This window comes from Streptomyces sp. UW30, assembly GCF_008042075.1.
In the GTDB taxonomy this organism is placed as follows: domain Bacteria; phylum Actinomycetota; class Actinomycetes; order Streptomycetales; family Streptomycetaceae; genus Streptomyces.
On sequence record NZ_RDBN01000023.1, the window covers coordinates 20,444 to 39,637 of the forward strand.

Sequence of the window (19,194 nt, forward strand, 5' to 3'; positions counted from 1 at the left end):
CGGGTCCGCTGTCGCGGGCGGTGGGCCGGCCCTCCGTGACGTGTTCGGTGGGGGTGCCGTCGGCCAGCGCGGCCAGGGCAGCGGCGAGGTCGGCGGGGGTGGCGACGACCTCGCCGCTGCCCTGGACGCGCTGGCCGACGGCACCCCCACCGAACACGTCACGGAGGGCCGGCCCACCGCCCGCGACAGCGGACCCGTCTTCGTCTTCCCCGGCCACGGTTCGCACTGGCCCGGCATGACCCGCGAACTCCTCGACACCTCCCCGGTGTTCGCCCGCCGCATGGCGGATTGCGCCGACGCGCTCGCCCCGCACCTGGACCACAACCCGGTCGACATCCTGCGCGGCGCGCACCCGCTGACCACGCCCGACGTCGCCCAGCCCGCCCTCTTCGCCGTCATGGTGTCGCTGGCCGCCCTCTGGGAGAGCGTCGGCGTACACCCCGCGGCGGTCGTCGGTCACAGCCTCGGCGAGATCGCCGCGGCCTGCGTCGCCGGCGCCCTCACCCTCGACGACGCGGCCCGCGTCGCCGCGAGCTGGGGCACCGCACAGCGCACCCTGCACGGCCGTGGCGAGATGGTGTCCGTGCTGATGCCCGTCGAGCGGCTGCGGGAACGCCTCGCGCCCTGGCACGGCAGCCTCCACCTCGCGGCCGTCAACGGCCCCGACAACGGCGTCGTCTCCGGCGACGCCGACGCCGCGGCCGAACTCCTCGCCGAGCTCACCGCCGAAGGCGTCCGCGCCCGCACCGTCGACTACGGCGTCGCCGCCCACTCACCGCACATCGACGACATCGCCGACCGCATCCGCGCCGACCTCGCCGCCCTCACCCCCCGCGCGGCCCGCGTCCCCCTCTACGCGTCCTCGGCCGGCACGGCCCTCGACGGTGTGACCCTCGACGCCGGCCACTGGACCGCCGCGCTGCGCGACAGAGTCGAGTTCGTCGCCGCCGTCGGCACCGCACTCGACGCCGGCCACCGCCACTTCCTGGAGATCAGCCCGCACCCGCTGCTCACCCCCGGCCTGGAGACCGTCCTCACCCGGGCCGGCGTCACCGGCACCGTCCACACCACCCTGCGCCGCGGCGCCGGAGGCGCCGACCGCTTCCAGCGCGCAGTCGCCGAGTACTGGACCACCGGCGGCGACCCCGACTGGGCCGCCCTGCACGACCCCGCCACCGCCCCGGCCGACCTGCCCGCCGAACTCGCCGACGCGGCCGCCGTCGAGGACCCCGACACCAGCGGCACGCCCCTCGGCGTCCAGGCCGCCGCGCTCCGCGACCGCCTCGCCGATCTGCCCGAACCCGACCGGCGCAGCGCCCTCGTCGACCTCGTCCGCACCCAGGTCGCCGACCTGCTCGAACTGCCCGGCGGCGCACCCGCGCACGTCTCGTTCCGCGACCAGGGCGTCGAGTCGGCCACCGCCGTCGCCCTGCGCGACCGCCTGCGCGCCGCGACCGGACTGCCCCTCGCCCCGACCGCCGCCTTCGACTACCCGACCCCTGCGGCCCTCGGCCACCACCTGCACGAGCAGCTCTACGGCGCCACCGCCCCCACCCCGGCCACCACCACCCGGCACGCGCACTCCGACGAACCCGTCGCCGTCGTCGGCATGGCCTGCCGCTTCGCAGGCGACGCCGACTCGCCCGAGGCCCTGTGGCAGCTCCTCCTGGACGGCACCGACGCCGTCACCCCCCTGCCGGACGACCGCGGCTGGGACATCGAGGGACGCTACGACCCCAGCGGCACCGCACCCGGCGGCTTCCTCCAGCGCGAGGGCGGATTCCTGCGCGCCGCCGCCGACTTCGACGCCGCCTTCTTCGGTATCAGCCCGCGCGAGGCCCTCGCGATGGACCCGCAGCAGCGGCTGCTGCTGGAGACGACCTGGGAGGCGCTGGAGCGGGCGGGCATCGACCCGCTGTCCCTGCGCGGGTCGGCCACCGGCGTCTACCTCGGCCTCATGACGGTCGACTACGACCGCGCCGCCGCCAACGCCTCCACCGACGTCGCCGGCCACGTCCTGACCGGCAACGCCGTCAGCGTCGCCTCCGGCCGCATCTCGTACACCCTCGGCCTTGAGGGCCCCGCCCTCACCGTCGACACCGCCTGCTCCTCCTCCCTGGTCGCCCTCCACCTCGCCTGCCAGGCCCTGCGCTCCGGCGCCGCGACCACGGCCCTCGCCGGCGGCGCGACCGTCCTGCCGAGCCTGGAGATGTTCGCCGAGTTCTCCCGCCAGCGGGCCCTCGCCCCCGACGGCCGCTGCAAGGCCTTCTCCGCGCGGGCCGACGGGTTCTCGCTCAGCGAGGGCGCCGGCATGCTCGTCCTGATGCCGCTGTCCGAGGCCCGGCGCCAGGGCCGCGAGGTCCTCGCGGTGATCCGCGGCAGCGCCATCAACCAGGACGGCGCCTCCAACGGCCTGACGGCCCCCAGCGGCCCCGCCCAGCAGCGCGTCGTCCGCCAGGCCCTCGCCGACGCCGGCCTGCAGCCCGCCGACGTGGACGCCGTCGAGGCCCACGGCACGGGCACCCGGCTCGGCGACCCCATCGAGGCACACGCCCTCACCGCCGCCTACGGCCAGGAGCGCGAGGAACCCCTGTGGCTGGGCTCGGTGAAGTCCAACATCGGCCACACGCAGGCCGCCGCCGGAGTCGCCGGCGTCATCAAGATGGTCATGGCCCTGCGTGAGGAACGCCTGCCGCGCACCCTGCACGCCGACGAGCCGTCCTCCCACGTCGACTGGTCGTACGGCACGCTGCGACTGCTCCAGGAGGAACGCCCCTGGCCGCGCGGACAGCGCCCGCGCCGGGCGGGTGTGTCGTCGTTCGGCATCAGCGGTACGAACGCCCACCTCGTCCTCGAAGAGGCCCCCGCCACCGACGAGGCGGCCGGGGAACCGGTCACACCTCTGCCCGTGGTGCCGTGGGCCGTGTCGGCGCGCGGTGAGCAGGCACTGCGGGACCAGCTGGACCGCCTGACCGCACTCGACGCGAACCCGCTCGACATCGGCCTGTCCCTGGCCACCACCCGCGCCGTCCTCGAACACCGCGCTGTCGCCCTTCACCCCGGGCCTGTCGTCACCGGCCCGGTGTCGGAGGGGCGTACGGCGTGGATGTTCACGGGGCAGGGGAGTCAGCGTCCCGGTATGGGCCGGGAGTTGTATGAGGTGTTCCCGGTGTTCGCGGCCGCGCTGGATGAGGTGTGCGGGCTGTTGGATGGCGAGCTTGGCTTTGATCGGTCGTTGCGGGAGGTGTTGTTCTCCGAGGGGGCGGAGGACGGTACTGGGTATGCGCAGTCGGCGTTGTTCGCGTTGCAGGTGGCGCTGGTTGAGCTGCTGCGGTCGTGGGGGATGGCGCCGGGTGTGGTGTTGGGGCATTCGGTGGGTGAGTTCGCCGCCGCGTATGCGGCTGGTGTGTTCGAACTGGCTGATGCGGTGCGGCTGGTGGGCGCTCGTGCCCGGCTGATGCAGGCGTTGCCCGAGGGTGGCGCGATGGCGGCCGTGGAGGCTTCTGAGGGCGAGGTTGCCGGGTGGTTGGTGGACGGTGCGGTGATCGCGGCCGTCAACTCGTCTTCGGCTGTGGTGGTGTCGGGTACCGAGGCCGCGGTCGAGGCGGTTGCCGAGCGGGCGCGGGATGCGGGACGGCGGACGACCCGTCTGAAGGTCTCGCACGCGTTCCACTCGCCGCTGATGGAACCGGTGCTGGCGGACTTCACGGCTGTGGCCGAGCAGGTTGGCTTCAACCGTCCGACTGTCGCGGCTGTCAGTACGCTCACGGGCGCCGCGGTCGCGGATGGTGGCTGGACGAGCGCTGCCTACTGGGCCGAGCAGATCGTCAAGCCGGTCCTGTTCCGTGACGCGTTGGACTCGGCCCGCGCCCAGGGTGCCGTACGTTTCCTGGAGATCGGCCCGGATCCGGTGCTGACCGCGCTGGCCGGTGACGTATCCGCCGTGTCGACCTTGCGCAAGGACCGCCCCGAACCCGAAACGCTGCTCACGGCCGTCGCCGAACTCTTCGTCCTAGGCGCCGACATCGACTGGTCGGCCCTCTTCGAGGGAACCGGCGCCCGCCGCGTCGACCTGCCCACCTACCCCTTCCAACGCCAGCGGTACTGGCTGCCCGACCACGCCCGTCCCGCGCGCCCGGCCGAGGCCCAGGACGGTGTCGCCGACGGGGGCTTCTGGGACCTCGTCGACCAGGGAGACGCCGACTCGCTCGCCGGAGAGCTCGGCGTGGACAGCGGTGCCCCGCTGGACGCCGTCCTGCCGGTGCTCGCCGACTGGCGTCGCAAGCGCCGGGAGGAGTCGCTGCTGGCCGGGCTGCGGTACCGGATCACCTGGCGGCCCGTCCGGACGCCGGCCCCGCGCGGCCTCGACGGTGCCTGGCTGCTCGCCGTCGACGAGGACACTCCGGCCGAGCTGGTCGACGGGGCCGCCGGCGCGCTGCGGGCCGCCGGCGCCGAGGTGACGGTCGGGACCGGAACGGCCGCCGACCCGGAGACGTCGTACACGGGCGTGCTGTCCCTGCTGGCCGACCCCGGGCACGTGCTGGCGCTGACGCAGGCGTACCCGGAGAGCCGGCTGTGGTACGTGACCTTCGGGGCCGTGGCCGTGTCCGCCGGCGAGGGCCCCCCGCGTCCCGAACAGGCCGCCGTGTGGGGGCTGGGCCGGGTCGTGGCGCTGGAGCAGCCCGACCGGTGGGGCGGGCTGCTCGACCTGCCGGACGATCCACAACCCCGGCTCTGGCAGCGGGTCGTGGCCGTGCTCGCCGCCGGGGGAGCGGGGGAGGACCAGCTCGCCGTGCGCGCGACGGGCCTGCACGCCGCCCGGCTGGTGCGCGACCGCTCGGCACGGCCCGCGCGGTCCTGGCAGCCGAGCGGCACCGTCCTGGTCACGGGCGCGACCGGTGCCCTGGGCGGGCACATCACCCGATGGCTGGCGACCGGCGGCGCGGAGCACCTCGTACTCGTGTCGCGGCGCGGAGCCGACGCCCCCGATGCCGCCGAACTCGCCGCGGAACTCGGTGAGTCGGGCGTCGCCGTCACCTTCGTCGCGGGCGACGTCGCCGACCGTGAGACCGTGGCATCCGTCCTGGACACCTACGCGCCGACGGCCGTCGTGCACGCCGCGGGCATCCTTGATGACGGGCTCGCCGCCGACCTCACCCCCGAGCGCCTGGCCCGCGTCCTCGCGGTGAAGGCCGAGGCCGCCCAGCACCTGCACGAGCTGACGCGGGAGCGGGAGCTGGACGCCTTCGTCCTGTTCTCGTCCATCACCGGAGTGCTGGGCAACGCCGGACAGGCCGCCTACGCCGCCGCCAACGCCCGCCTCGACGCGCTCGCCCAGCACCGCCGCGCCACCGGCCTGCCCGCGACCTCCGTCGCCTGGGGGCCGTGGGGCGGTGGCGGCATGGCGGCCGACGAGACCGTCGCCGAACACTTCCGCCGCCAGGGCATACGGCCCCTGCAGCCGTCCCGCGCCCTCGACGCACTGCGGCGCGCCCTCGACGAGGACGTCACCTGCACGACCCTCGTCGACATCGACTGGCAGCGGTTCGCCGCCGCCGCGTACACCCCGCGCCCGCTGCTCGCCGACCTGCCCGAAGCCGCGCCGACCGCCGCCGATGGCGTACCGGCCGCACCGGCCGCGGGCACCCTCGGCGCCGAACTGGCGGGCCGTACGCCCGCGGAGCAGGACCGTCTGCTGCTCGACCTCGTCCTCGACCAGGTCGCCGCCGTCCTCGGGCACGCCGACCGGACCGCCGTCGACGCCGGCCGCGCGTTCAAGGACCTCGGCTTCGACTCGCTGACCGGCGTCGCGCTGCGCCACCGGCTCGCCGCCGCCACCGGGCTGTCCCTGCCCGCCACCCTCGTCTTCGACCACCCCACCCCGACCGTGCTCGCCGCGTTCCTGCGCACGCAGGTCCTCGGCGTCACCACGGACGAGATCGAGCGCGGCGGTCCCGCCCTCGCACCCGTCGGCGCCGACGACGACCCGGTCGTCATCGTCGGCATGGGCTGCCGCTTCCCGGGCGGTGTGACCACCCCCGACCAGCTGTGGGACCTGCTCGCCTCCGGCTCGGACGGCCTCACGCCGTTCCCCGCGGACCGCGGCTGGGACGTCGAGCGCCTCTATCACCCGGACCCCGGCCACTCCGGCACCACCTACGCGCGCGTCGGCGGATTCCTGCACGACGCCGCCGACTTCGACGCCGAGCTGTTCGGCATCAGCCCGCGCGAGGCCCTCGCGATGGACCCGCAGCAGCGGCTGCTGCTGGAGACGGCGTGGGAGGCGCTGGAGCGCGCGGGCATCGACCCGCTGTCCCTGCGCGGGTCGGCCACCGGCGTGTTCGCCGGCACCAACGGCCAGGACTACCGCGAGACCGCCCACACCCGGGGCGAGGACGTCGAGGGCTACGTCGCCACCGGCTCCGCCGCCAGCGTCCTGTCCGGCCGCCTCAGCTACACCCTCGGCCTGGAGGGCCCTGCCCTCACCGTCGACACCGCCTGCTCCTCCGCGCTGGTCGCGCTCCACCTCGCCGCGCAGGCCATCCGCCAGGGCGAGTGCCGCACCGCCCTCGCCGGCGGTGTCACCGTGATGGCGACGCCGGGCATCTTCGTCGAGTTCTCCCGTCAGCGCGCCCTGTCCGCCGACGGCCGCTGCAAGGCCTTCGCCGAGGGCGCCGACGGCACCGGCTGGTCCGAGGGCGCCGCGGTCCTCGTACTGGAACGCCTCTCCGACGCGCGTCGCGCCGGCCACCCCGTGCTCGCCGTGCTGCGCGGCTCCGCCGTCAACCAGGACGGCGCCTCCAACGGTCTGACCGCTCCCAACGGGCCCTCGCAGCAGCGGGTGATCCGGCAGGCGCTGACGGCGGCCGGACTTCGACCCGGCGACGTCGACGCGGTCGAGGCGCACGGCACCGGCACCGGCCTCGGGGACCCGATCGAGGCACAGGCCCTGCTCGCCACCTACGGCCAGGACCGCGACGAGCCCCTGTGGCTGGGCTCGGTGAAGTCCAACATCGGCCACACCCAGGCCGCGGCCGGAGCGGCCGGCGTCATGAAGATGGTGCTGGCCCTGCGCGCCGGGCAGCTTCCGCCCACCCTGCACGTCGACGCCCCCTCCAGCCGCGTCGACTGGGACTCCGGTGCCGTACGCCTGCTCACCGAGGCACAGCCCTGGCCGCGCGGGGAACAACCGCGCCGGGCCGGTGTCTCCGCCTTCGGCATCAGCGGCACCAACGCCCACATCATCCTGGAGGAGCCGCCCGCCGCGGCGGCCGCGGCCCCGGCTCGCGCGGCCGGCACCCTGCCCTGGATCCTCTCCGGCCGGACCCGCGGGGCCCTGCGCGACCAGGCCGCCCGCCTGGTCGCCCACCTCGCCGACCGGCCCGGCCTCGCCCCGGCGGACGTCGGCCGCACCCTGGCCACCGCCCGCGCCGCCCTCGACCACCGCGCCGTCCTGATCGGTGACGACACCGACACCCTGACCGCGGCCGCCGCCGCGCTCGCCGACGGCGACACGACCACGCCGGTCACCTCGGTGGCGGGCGAGGGCCGCACGGTGTGGGCCTTCACCGGGCAGGGCAGCCAACGGCCGGGAATGGGCCGCGAGTTGTACGAGGCGTTCCCGGCGTTCGCCGCCGCGCTGGACGAGGTGTGCGCACTGCTGGACGCCGAGCCCGGCTTCGACACACCGCTGCGCACCGCGCTCTTCGCCGCGTCGGACAGCGCCGAGGCCGCCCTCCTGGGCCGCACCGGCTACGCACAGGCCGCACTGTTCGCCCTCCAGGTCGCACTCGCCGAACTGCTGCGCTCCTGGGGACTCGCCCCCGACGCGCTCGTCGGCCACTCCATCGGCGAGCTGGCCGCCGCCCACACCGCGGGCGCCCTCGAACTCCCCGACGCTGTACGGCTGGTGGCCGCCCGCGCTCGGCTGATGCAGGCCCTGCCCGAGGGCGGAGCGATGGCGGCGGTCGAGGCGGACCCCGAGGAGGTCGCGCCCTGGCTGACCGACGGCGCGGTCGTCGCCGCGGTCAACGGACCCGCCGCCGTGGTGGTCTCCGGCACGGAGGCCGCCGTCGACGCCGTGCTGACCATCGCGCGCGAGCAGGGCCGGCGCGTCACCCGGCTCAAGGTGTCGCACGCCTTCCACTCGCCACTGATGGAACCCATGCTGGCCGAGTTCGCCGCCGTCGCGGGCGACCTCACCTACCGGCGGCCCCGAATACCGGCCGTCAGCACCGTCACCGGTCGGCCCCTCGCCGCCGACGACTGGGCGAGCGCCGACTACTGGGTACGCCAGGTGCGCCGGCCCGTCCTCTTCCACGACGCCGTCCGCACGGTCACCGCCGAACTCGGCGCCACCCGTCTGCTGGAACTCGGCCCCGACCCGGTCCTCGCCGCCCTCGCCCAGCGCACCGCCCCCGACCTGACCGTGGCGGTCGCCGCCCTGCGCGCCGGCCGTGCAGAGCCCGCCGCCCTGCTCACCGCCGTGGCCGAACTGTTCGTACGCGGCACCCGAGTCGACTGGGCGGAGGTCCTGCGCGACACGGACGCCCGGCTGACCGACCTGCCCACCTACGCCTTCCAGCGCGAGCGCTTCTGGCTCCCGGACCGCGCAGCCCACCAGCCCGCCGGCGACGGCTCCGAGGACGAGTTCTGGCAGCTGGTCGACACCGCCGACCCCGCCGCGGTGGCCCAGGAACTGGGCCTGCCCGAGCGCACCTCGCTGGACGCGCTGCTCCCGGCCCTCACCCAGTGGCGGCGACGGCACGAGGAACGCACCGCGCAGGACCGCCGCCGCTACCGCGTGGTGTGGAAGCCGGTGCCGATACCGCGCACCGCCCGCCTCACCGGCCGCTGGCTGATCGCCGCCCCGGCCGGCGCACAGGACACCGACGCCTGCCTCGACGCGCTGCGCGCGGCGGGCGCCGACGCCGAACTCCTCGCCCTGCCCGTGGCGCCGGACACCGAGGAACTCGCCGCACACATCCGCGCATACGGCCCGGACGGCATCGTCGTCCTTCCGGACAGTGGCGATGCCCTCCCGACGCCCCACCTGAACCTCCTCCACGCCCTGGCCGCCGCCGGACTGGAGACCCCCGTGTGGGCCGTGACCCGGTCCGCCGTCGCCGTCACGGCCGGGGAAGCCCTCACCCACCCCGACCAGGCGCAGATCTGGGGCTTCGGCCGCACGGCCGCCCTCGAACAGCCGCTCCGCTGGGGCGGCCTCGTCGACCTCCCGGACGACGCCGGCCCCGACGCCTGGCAGCGCCTCGCCGCAGTCCTCGCCGCCCCCGGCCCGGAGGACCAGCTGGCCGTCCGCGGCTCCGGCGTCCACGCCGCCCGCCTCGCCCACGACGTCCCCAGCGCCACCGCTGCCCCGGCACTGCCTGCCCCGCGCGGCACCGTACTGATCACCGGCGGCACGGGCGCACTCGGCGCCCACGTCGCCCGACGCCTCGCCGACCTCGGCGCCGAACACCTGCTGCTGGTCTCCCGCAGCGGCGCCCACGCACCCGGCGCCGACGCACTGCGCGACGAACTGACCGTCTGCGGCGCCCACGTCACCCTCGCCGCCTGCGACGTGGGCGACCGCGACGCACTGGCCGCACTGATCGCCGCGATCCCGGCCGAGGCACCCCTGACCGGCGTCGTCCACACGGCCGGGCTCCCCCAGAACACCCCGCTCACCGACACCACCCCGAACAGCCTCGCCCAGGTGGTCGCCGCCAAGGCCAGCGGGGCGAGGTACCTCCACGAGCTGACGGCCGGCCTCGACCTCGACCTGTTCGTGCTGTTCTCGTCCGTCGCCGCCGTCTGGGGCAGCGGAGGACAGGCCGCCTACGCCGCCGGCAACGCCTACCTCGACGCGCTCGCCCAGCACCGCCGCGCCACCGGCCTGCCCGCGACCTCCGTCGCCTGGGGCCCGTGGGGCGGCGGCGGAATGGCCGCCGACGAGGGAGTCGCCGAGCATCTCACCGGCCGGGGCCTCGCCCTCCTCACGCCGGACAGCGCCCTCACCGCGCTGGAGCAGGCGCTCCTCGCCGACCGCACCTGTGTGACCGTCGCGGACGTGGACTGGGAACGCTTCGCCCCCACCTTCACCTTCACCCGCCCCAGCCCGCTCATCGCCGACCTGCCGGACGTCATCGCCGCCCAGGCCGCCACGACCGACGCACACGACGCATCCGACGCCCCCGAGGGCGAACTCGCCCGCACCCTGCGCGCGTTGCCGTCGGCCGAACAGGACCGCACGCTCCTGGACGTCGTACAGTCCCAGGTCGCCGCCGTCCTCGGCCACGCCTCCCCGGCCGTCATCGACCCGGAACGCGCCTTCAAGGACCTCGGGTTCGACTCCCTCACGGCCGTCGACCTGCGCAACCGGCTCGCCGCGAGCACCGAACTCGCCCTGCCGACCACGCTCGTCTTCGACCACCCGACCCCTGCCGCCCTCACCACCCACCTGCGCGACCGCCTCCTCAGCGGCGCCGTGGAAGCCGTGGCCGCGGTCGCCCGCGTGGCCGACGACGAGCCCATCGCCGTCATCGGCATGGGCTGCCGCTTCCCCGGCGGCATCCAGTCCCCGGAAGACCTCTGGGACGTCCTGACAGCCGGCGAGCACCGCATGTCGCCGTTCCCGGACGACCGCGGCTGGGACATCCCCGGCCTGCTGGAGTCCACCTCGGCGGCCCTCGGCACTCCCTTCGCCGGACGCGGCGGCTTCATCCCGGACGTCGCCGGCTTCGACGCCGAGCTGTTCGGCATCTCCCCGCGCGAGGCGCTCGCGATGGACCCGCAGCAGCGGCTGCTGCTGGAGACGGCGTGGGAGGCGCTGGAGCGCGCGGGCATCGCCCCGACCTCCCTGCGCGGCACGGCGACGGGCGTATACGCGGGCGTCTCCGCCAACGGCTACGGCGGCTCCGTGCACGAGGCCGACGGCGACTCCGCCGGCTACCTGCTCACCGGCAGCACCCCCAGCGTCGCCTCCGGCCGCCTCTCCTACGTCCTCGGCCTCGAAGGCCCGGCCGTCTCCGTCGACACCGCCTGCTCCTCCGCCCTGGTCGCCCTGCACCTCGCCTGCCAGGCCCTGCGCTCCGGCGAGTGCGACACCGCCCTCGCGTGCGGCGCCACCGTCATGGCCAACCCCACGGCCTTCGTGGAGTTCTCCCGCCAGCGCGGCCTCGCCCCCGACGGCCACTGCAAGCCGTTCGCCGAGGCGGCCGACGGCACGGGCTGGTCCGAGGGCGCCGGCGTCCTGGTCCTCATGCGCCGCTCCGAGGCCGAACGGCGCGGCCACCGGGTGCTGGCCCTCGTACGAGGGTCGGCCGTCAACCAGGACGGCGCCTCGAACGGTCTGACCGCTCCCAACGGTCCCTCCCAGCAACGCGTCATCCGCCAGGCGCTGGCTGCGGCCGCTCTTCGTCCCGGCGACGTGGACGCGGTCGAGGCGCACGGCACGGGCACCCGTCTGGGCGACCCGATCGAGGCGCAGGCCCTGCTCGCGGCCTACGGTCAGGACCGCGACGAGCCCCTGTACCTCGGGTCCATCAAGTCCAACATCGGACACACCCAGTCCGCCGCCGGTGTCGCCGGCATCATCAAAATGGTCATGGCCCTGGCCGCCGAGCGCCTGCCGCGCACCCTGCATGTCGACGCCCCGTCCTCCCACGTCGACTGGACCGCCGGCGCGGTACGTCTCCTCACCGACGAGCACGACTGGCCACGCGGCGAACGCCCGCGCCGCGCGGGTGTGTCGTCGTTCGGCATCAGCGGCACGAACGCCCACGTCATCCTCGAAGAGGCCCCGACCGCCGCGGTGACGGAGGCGGAGGAAGGGCACGGCACACCGCCCGTGGTGCCGTGGATCGCGTCCGCACGCACGGCCACCGCCCTCCAGGCCCAGCTCGAACGACTGACCCAGCTCGACGCCGACCCGCTCCACATCGGCCTGTCCCTGGCCACCGGCCGCGCCACGCTCGAGCACCGGGCGGTGCTCGGTGTGACCGAGACGGCGATCAAGGGATCGGTCATCGAGGGCCGTACGGCGTGGATGTTCACGGGGCAGGGGAGTCAGCGTCCCGGTATGGGCCGGGAGTTGTACGAGGCGTTCCCGGTGTTCGCGGCCGCGCTGGATGAGGTGTGCGGGCTGTTGGATGGCGAGCTTGGCTTTGATCGGTCGTTGCGGGAGGTGTTGTTCTCCGAGGGGGCGGAGGACGGTACTGGGTATGCGCAGTCGGCGTTGTTCGCGTTGCAGGTGGCGCTGGTGGCGTTGCTGCGGTCGTGGGGGATGGCGCCGGGTGTGGTGCTGGGGCATTCGGTGGGTGAGTTCGCCGCCGCGTATGCGGCTGGTGTGTTCGAACTGGCTGATGCGGTGCGGCTGGTGGGGGCTCGTGCCCGGCTGATGCAGGCGTTGCCCGAGGGTGGCGCGATGGCGGCCGTGGAGGCTTCTGAGGGCGAGGTTGCCGGGTGGTTGGTGGACGGTGCGGTGATCGCGGCCGTCAACTCGTCTTCGGCTGTGGTGGTGTCCGGTACCGAGGCCGCGGTCGAGGCAGTCGCTGAGCGGGCGCGGGATGCGGGGCGGCGGACGAGCCGTCTGAAGGTCTCGCATGCGTTCCACTCGCCGCTGATGGAACCGGTGCTGGCGGAGTTCACGACGGTGGCCGAGCAGGTGACCTACCACCGGCCGACCGTCGCGGCGATCAGCACCCTCACGGGCGCCCCGCTGTCCGACGGAGACTGGACGAGCGCTGCCTACTGGGGCGAGCAGATCGTCAAGCCCGTGCGCTTCTACGACGCGTTGGACTCGGCCCGCGCGCACGGTGCCGCGCACTTCCTGGAGATCGGCCCGGATCCGGTGCTGACCGCGCTGGCCGGTGACGTATCGGCCGCCGCGACCTTGCGCAAGGACCGCCCCGAACCGGAGACCCTGCTCACGGCCGTCGCCGAACTCTTTGTCCGTGGCGCCGACATCGACTGGTCCGCCCTCTTCGACGGCACCGGCGCCCGCCGAGTCGACCTGCCCACCTACCCCTTCCAACGCCGGCGGTACTGGCTCGAACCCACCCGCCCCGTCCTCGACGCCGGCGGGCTCGGACTCGATGTCACGCGGCATCCGATGCTCGGTGCGGCCGTACGGCTGGCCGGTTCCGACACCGCTGTCCTCACGTCGCGGCTTTCCGTGCGCACCCATCCGTGGCTCGGGGACCACACGGTCGACGGCACGGTCGTCGTCCCCGGCACCGCGCTGCTCGAACTCGCCGTACAGGCAGCCGATCACGTCGGCCTGTACGGCGTGGACGACCTGACGCTGCGCGCCCCGCTGGTGCTGGCGCACGACAGTGCCGTACAGGTGCAGACGTCGGTCGACCCGGCCGAGGGCGACGGAAGCCGTACCGTGCGCATCCACGCCCGACCGGACGGCGCGCCCGACGACGAGCCCTGGACGCTGCACGCCACGGGCACCCTTGGCGCGGCCCGGTCCGCCGTGCCCGACTGGGACCTGCGGGTCTGGCCGCCCGCCGGTGCCGAGCCCGTCGCGGTCGACGACCTGTACCCGCGTCTTGCCGAGACGGGCATGGTGTACGGCCCGGCGTTCCAGGGGCTGCGTTCCCTGTGGCGTGCGGGCGGCGAGCTGTTCGTCGAGGCCGAGCTGCCCGAGCACACGGCCGATGACGCTCCCGGTTTCGCCCTGCACCCCGCTCTGCTCGACGCCGTGCTGCACGCGCTCGGCATCGATGACACCGAGGCCGACGCGGAGGCGGGTGAGGGGCGTCGGAAGGCGCTGCTGCCCTTCCTGTGGTCCGGCGTTCACCCGTCGGCCGTCGGAGCCTCAGCCGTCCGGGCCCGGCTGACCGTCCGAGCGCCCGGCGAGGTCGCTCTGCGGATCGCCGACGCCGCGGGTGAACCGGTCGCCGAGATCGGCCAGTTGGTGCTGCGTCCGGTGGCGGCCGGCGAGGTCGGTGCCAGTAGTGCCCGGCATTTGTACCGGATGCAGTGGATGCCGGTGCCCGCGCCGTCAGCAGGGACGGCCACGGGTCTCGCCGTGCTCGGCGATGCCGCGTCCCTCCCGGCCGATTCCGGGGTCACCGTCTTCCCCGACCTCGCGGCGCTCTCGGCAGCCGAGACGGCTCCTACGACCGTCCTGCTGACCGTACCCGCGGGGCAGGCCCCGGCCGAGGCGGCGTCCGGTGTACTCACCGTGCTCCAGGGCCGGCTGGCCGAACCCGGCCCGGCCACCGGCCGTTTGGTCGTGGTCACCACCGGAGTCCGCACCGATCCGGCAGCCGCCGCCGTATGGGGTCTCGTCCGCACGGCGATCAGCGAGCACCCCGACCGGTTCGCGCTGGCCGACACCGACGGGGCGCCCGAGTCGTGGCGGACGCTGACCGAACAGCTCGCCGCCCTGGTCGACGGGGGAGCGACCCAACTCGCCTTCCACGACGGCCAGGTGCTCCAGCCCCGCCTCACCCGGGTGACGGACGCGGCGACCGGCGACCCGGGCCTGCCGGGCGACGGCACCGTCCTGATCACCGGTGGCACCGGCGGGCTGGGCGCCCTGGTCGCGCGGCATCTCGTGACCGCCCACGGCGTACGCGATCTGCTGCTGCTCTCGCGCAGCGGCCCGGAAGCTCCCGGCGCCGACGAACTGGTCCGCGAGCTCACCGCCCACGGGGCCAGGGTCGCCGTCGCCGCCTGCGACGTCGCCGACCGAGCCGCGCTCGAATCGGCCCTGTCCGGTGTGCCGCTGAGTGCCGTGGTGCACACGGCGGGTGTGCTCGACGACGGTGTACTCACCGACCTCACCCCCGAACGACTGGCGCGGGTCCTCGCGGCAAAGACCGAATCCGCCCTGCTTCTGGAGGAGTTGACGGCCGACCGCGAGCTGAGCGCGTTCGTGCTGTTCTCCGCCGTCGCCGGAGTCGTCGGCTCCGCCGGGCAGGGTGCCTACGCCGCCGCCAACGCCGCGCTCGACGCCCTCGCCGCCCGCCGCCACGCGCGCGGCCTGCCGGCCACGTCCCTGGCCTGGGGCATGTGGGAGCACGCCGCAGGCATGGGCGGCCGGCTCACCGACGCCGACGTGGCCCGTATGCGCCGCCTCGGCTACCCGGCGCTGGCCACCGACGACGCGCTCGCCCTCCTCGACGACGCGCTACGCACCGGCGAACCGGCCCTCGTGCCCGCCGCCCTCGACACCGCCGCGCTGGCCGCACGAGGCGACGCCCTGCCCGCCGTACTGAAGGGCCTGGTGCCCGCAGCCCGCCGCAGGCGCTCGGCCAACCGGACCGCGGGCGGCGCGGACGCCCCGCTCGCCGCCCGACTGCGCGGCCTGCCCCGCGCCGAGCAGGACCGTGCCCTGCTCGACCTGGTGCAGACACAGGTCGCCGCCGTGCTCGGCCATGTCGACGCCGCCGCCGTGGACCCCTCCCGGGCCTTCAAGGACATCGGCTTCGACTCCCTCACCGCCGTGGACCTGCGCAACCACCTCGGCACCGCGACCGGGCTGCGCCTCCCGGCGACCCTGGTCTTCGACCACCCCAGCCCGAGCGCCCTCGCCGCGTTCGTGCACCGCGAACTCCTCGGCGAGGACCCGGCGCACGAGCCGGTCGCCGCGACCGCACGGCCGTCCGGTAGCGACGAACCCGTCGCGATCGTCGGCATGGGCTGCCGCTACCCCGGCGGCATCACCTCTCCCGAGGACCTGTGGCGCCTGGTCGCCGACGGCGGCGACGGCATCACCGGCTTCCCGACCGACCGCGGCTGGGACCTCGACGGGCTCTACGACCCGGACCCCGACCGGCCCGGCACCGCGTACGTCCGCGAAGGCGGATTCCTGCACGATGCCGCCGAGTTCGACGCCGAGCTGTTCGGCATCTCCCCGCGCGAGGCGCTCGCGATGGACCCGCAGCAGCGGCTGCTGCTGGAGACGGCGTGGGAGGCGCTGGAGCGCGCGGGCATCGACCCGACCTCCCTGCGCGGCACCGACACCGGCGTCTACGCGGGCCTCATGTACCACGACTACGCGGCCCGTCTGCACACCGTGCCCGACGAGGTCGAGGGCTACCTCGGCAACGGCAACGCGGGCAGCGTCTTCTCCGGCCGCATCGCCTACGTGTTCGGCTTCGAAGGACCCGCCGTCACCGTCGACACCGCCTGCTCGTCCTCCCTCGTCGCCCTGCACCTGGCCTGCCAGGCCCTGCGCTCCGGCGAGTGCGGTACGGCACTGGCCGGTGGCGTGACGGTGATGGCGACCCCGCAGACCTTCGTGGAGTTCTCACGCCAGCGCGGTCTGGCCGCCGACGGCCGCTGCAAGTCGTTCGCCGACGGCGCCGACGGCACGGGCTGGGCCGAGGGCGCCGGCGTCCTGGTGCTCATGCGCCTGTCCGAGGCCCGCCGCCGGGGACACCGGGTGCTCGGCGTGATCCGCGGCACCGCCGTCAACCAGGACGGCGCCTCGAACGGTCTGACCGCTCCCAACGGGCCCTCCCAGCAGCGCGTGATCCACCAGGCCCTGAGCGCCGCCGGGCTCACTCCCGGCGACGTGGACGCGGTGGAGGCACACGGCACAGGCACCCGCCTCGGCGACCCGATCGAGGCGCAGGCCCTGCTCGCGGCCTACGGTCAGGGCCGCGACGAGCCCCTGTACCTCGGGTCGATCAAGTCCAACATCGGGCACACGCAGGCCGCGGCCGGTGTCGCCGGTGTCATCAAGATGGTGATGGCGCTGCACGCCGAGCGCCTGCCGCGCACCCTGCACGTGGACGAGCCGTCCTCGCACGTCGACTGGGAGGCCGGTGCGGTACGTCTCCTCACCGACGAGCACGACTGGCCACGCGGCGAACGCCCGCGCCGGGCCGGCGTGTCCTCGTTCGGCATCAGCGGTACCAACGCCCATGTCGTCGTCGAGGAGCCCCCGGCCGCGGGCAGGGCCCCCGACACCACCCCGGCGGTCCGGCTCCCGCTCATCCCCTGGATCGTCTCCGCCCGCACGGCCGACGCCCTGCGCGCCCAGACCGAGCGCCTGTCGTCCGCGCCCGGCGACCCCCTCGACATCGGCCTCTCCCTGGCCACGACCCGGGCGAGGCTCGAACACCGGGCGGTACTCGGTGTGACCGAGACGCCGATCAAGGGATCGGTCATCGAGGGCCGTACGGCGTGGATGTTCACGGGGCAGGGGAGTCAGCGTCCCGGTATGGGCCGGGAGTTGTATGAGGCGTTCCCGGTGTTCGCGGCCGCGCTGGACGAGGTGTGCGGGCTGCTGGATGCCGTGCTTGGCTTTGAACGGCCGTTGAGGGACGTGCTGTTCTCCGAGGAGGCGGAGGACGGTACTGGGTATGCGCAGTCGGCGTTGTTCGCGTTGCAGGTGGCGCTGGTTGAGCTGCTGCGGTCGTGGGGGATGGCGCCGGGTGTGGTGCTGGGGCATTCGGTGGGCGAGTTCGCCGCCGCCTACGCGGCAGGGGTGTTCACGCTCTCCGACGCCGTACGGCTGGTGGGCGCTCGTGCCCGGCTGATGCAGGCGCTGCCCGAGGGCGGCGCCATGGCAGCGATCGAGGCCTCCGAAGTCGAGGTCGCCGGGTGGCTGGTGGACGGTGCGGTGATCGCGGCCGTCAACTCACCGACGGCTGTGGTGGTGTCGGGTACCGAGGCTGCCGTCCAGGCGGTTGCCGAGCGGGCACGGGACGAGGGACGGCGGGCCAGGCGACTGCGGGTGTCCCACGCCTTCCACTCGCCGTTGATGGAGCCGATGCTGGCGGAGTTCACGGCTGTGGCCGAGCAGGTCGGCTTCGACCGGCCGACCGTGGCGGCCGTCAGCACGCGCACGGGCTCCCCGGTCGCCGACGGTGACTGGACGAGCGCCGCCTACTGGGCGGAGCAGATCGTCAAGCCGGTCCTGTTCCATGACGCGTTGGACTCGGCCCGTGCCCAGGGCGCCGCGCGCTTCCTGGAGATCGGCCCCGACCCGGTGCTGACCGCGCTCGCCGGTGACGTATCCGCCGTGTCGACCTTGCGCAAGGACCGCCCCGAACCGGAGACCCTGCTCTCTGCCTGTGCCGAACTCTTCGTCCGAGGCGCCGACATCGACTGGTCGGCCCTGTTCGAGGGAACCGGCGCCCGCCGCGTCGACCTGCCCACCTACCCCTTCCAACGCCAGCGGTACTGGCTCGACGCCCCGCCCGCCGCCACGGACGCCGACGGGCTGGGCCTGGCCCGGACGGACCACCCGCTGCTGGGTGCCGCCCTGCCGGTGGCCGGTTCGGACACCGTGCTGCTCACGTCGAGCCTGTCGGTGCGGACGCACCCCTGGCTGGCCGATCACGCCGTGGCCGGTTCCGTCGTGGTGCCGGGTACGGTCCTCGTGGAGCTCGCGCTTCAGGCCGGAGAGCGAGTGGGCGCCGGGCAGGTGGCCGAACTGGCTCTGCGCGCCCCGATCGTGCTGCCCGAGCGCGGCGCCCTACAGCTCCAGATCGCCGTGGGGGCCGAGGGAACCGAGGAGGCCGAGGACGCGCCGGACGGTGGCCGCACGCTGCACGTCTACGCCCGTCCGCAGGAGGCCGGACCCGACGAGCCCTGGACGCTGCACGCCTCGGGCACCCTGGACACGGCCGAACCACCCGCCCCCGACTGGGACTTGAAGGTGTGGCCGCCCGCCGGCGCCGAGCCCGTGGAGTTCGGCGATCTGTACGACCGGCTCACCGCGGCCGGCCTCGGATACGGCCCCGCCTTCCGCGGCCTGCGTCAGGTCTGGCGGCACGAGGGCCGGCTGTACGCGGAGGCCGAACTGCCCGAGCCCGTGGCCGGGGACGCCCCGTCCTACGGCCTGCACCCAGCGCTGCTGGACACCGTCCTGCACGGCCTCGGCCTGCACGAGGAGACCACCGACGGCTCGCTGCCCTTCCTGTGGTCCGGCGTCCGCCTGACCGCCGTGGGCGCCGGTACCGTCCGGGCCTGCCTCACCCCGCGCGGCGCCGGGGACATCGCCCTGCGCATCGCGGACGCGACGGGCGAACCGGTCGCCGAGATCGACTCGCTCGTCCTGCGCACCCTGTCCCCGGGCCGCCTCGCCGCCACCAGCGGACCGGACGACCTGTACCGGCCGCACTGGACCCCGGCGCAGGAGGTGGGCGGCGAACCGGAGCTCGCGGTGTGGACGGTCGTCGGCCCCACCCCGCCGGCCGGTGTCCCCGCCACCGTGTCGGCGAC

1 protein-coding gene and 1 pseudogene are annotated in these 19,194 nt (G+C 74.8%); one reads left to right on the forward strand and one right to left on the reverse strand.

Annotated elements, in window-relative coordinates:
- On the reverse strand, positions 1–217 hold a 217-nt coding region (locus tag EAO75_RS46560), incomplete at its 3' end, for a hypothetical protein (RefSeq protein WP_222723941.1).
- A gap of 39 nt (positions 218–256) precedes the next feature.
- Here EAO75_RS46560 and EAO75_RS47275 point away from each other — a divergent pair.
- Positions 257–19,039: pseudogene (locus EAO75_RS47275) on the forward strand (type I polyketide synthase); the annotation flags it as partial.
- Between the last annotated feature and the right edge of the window lie 155 nt (positions 19,040–19,194).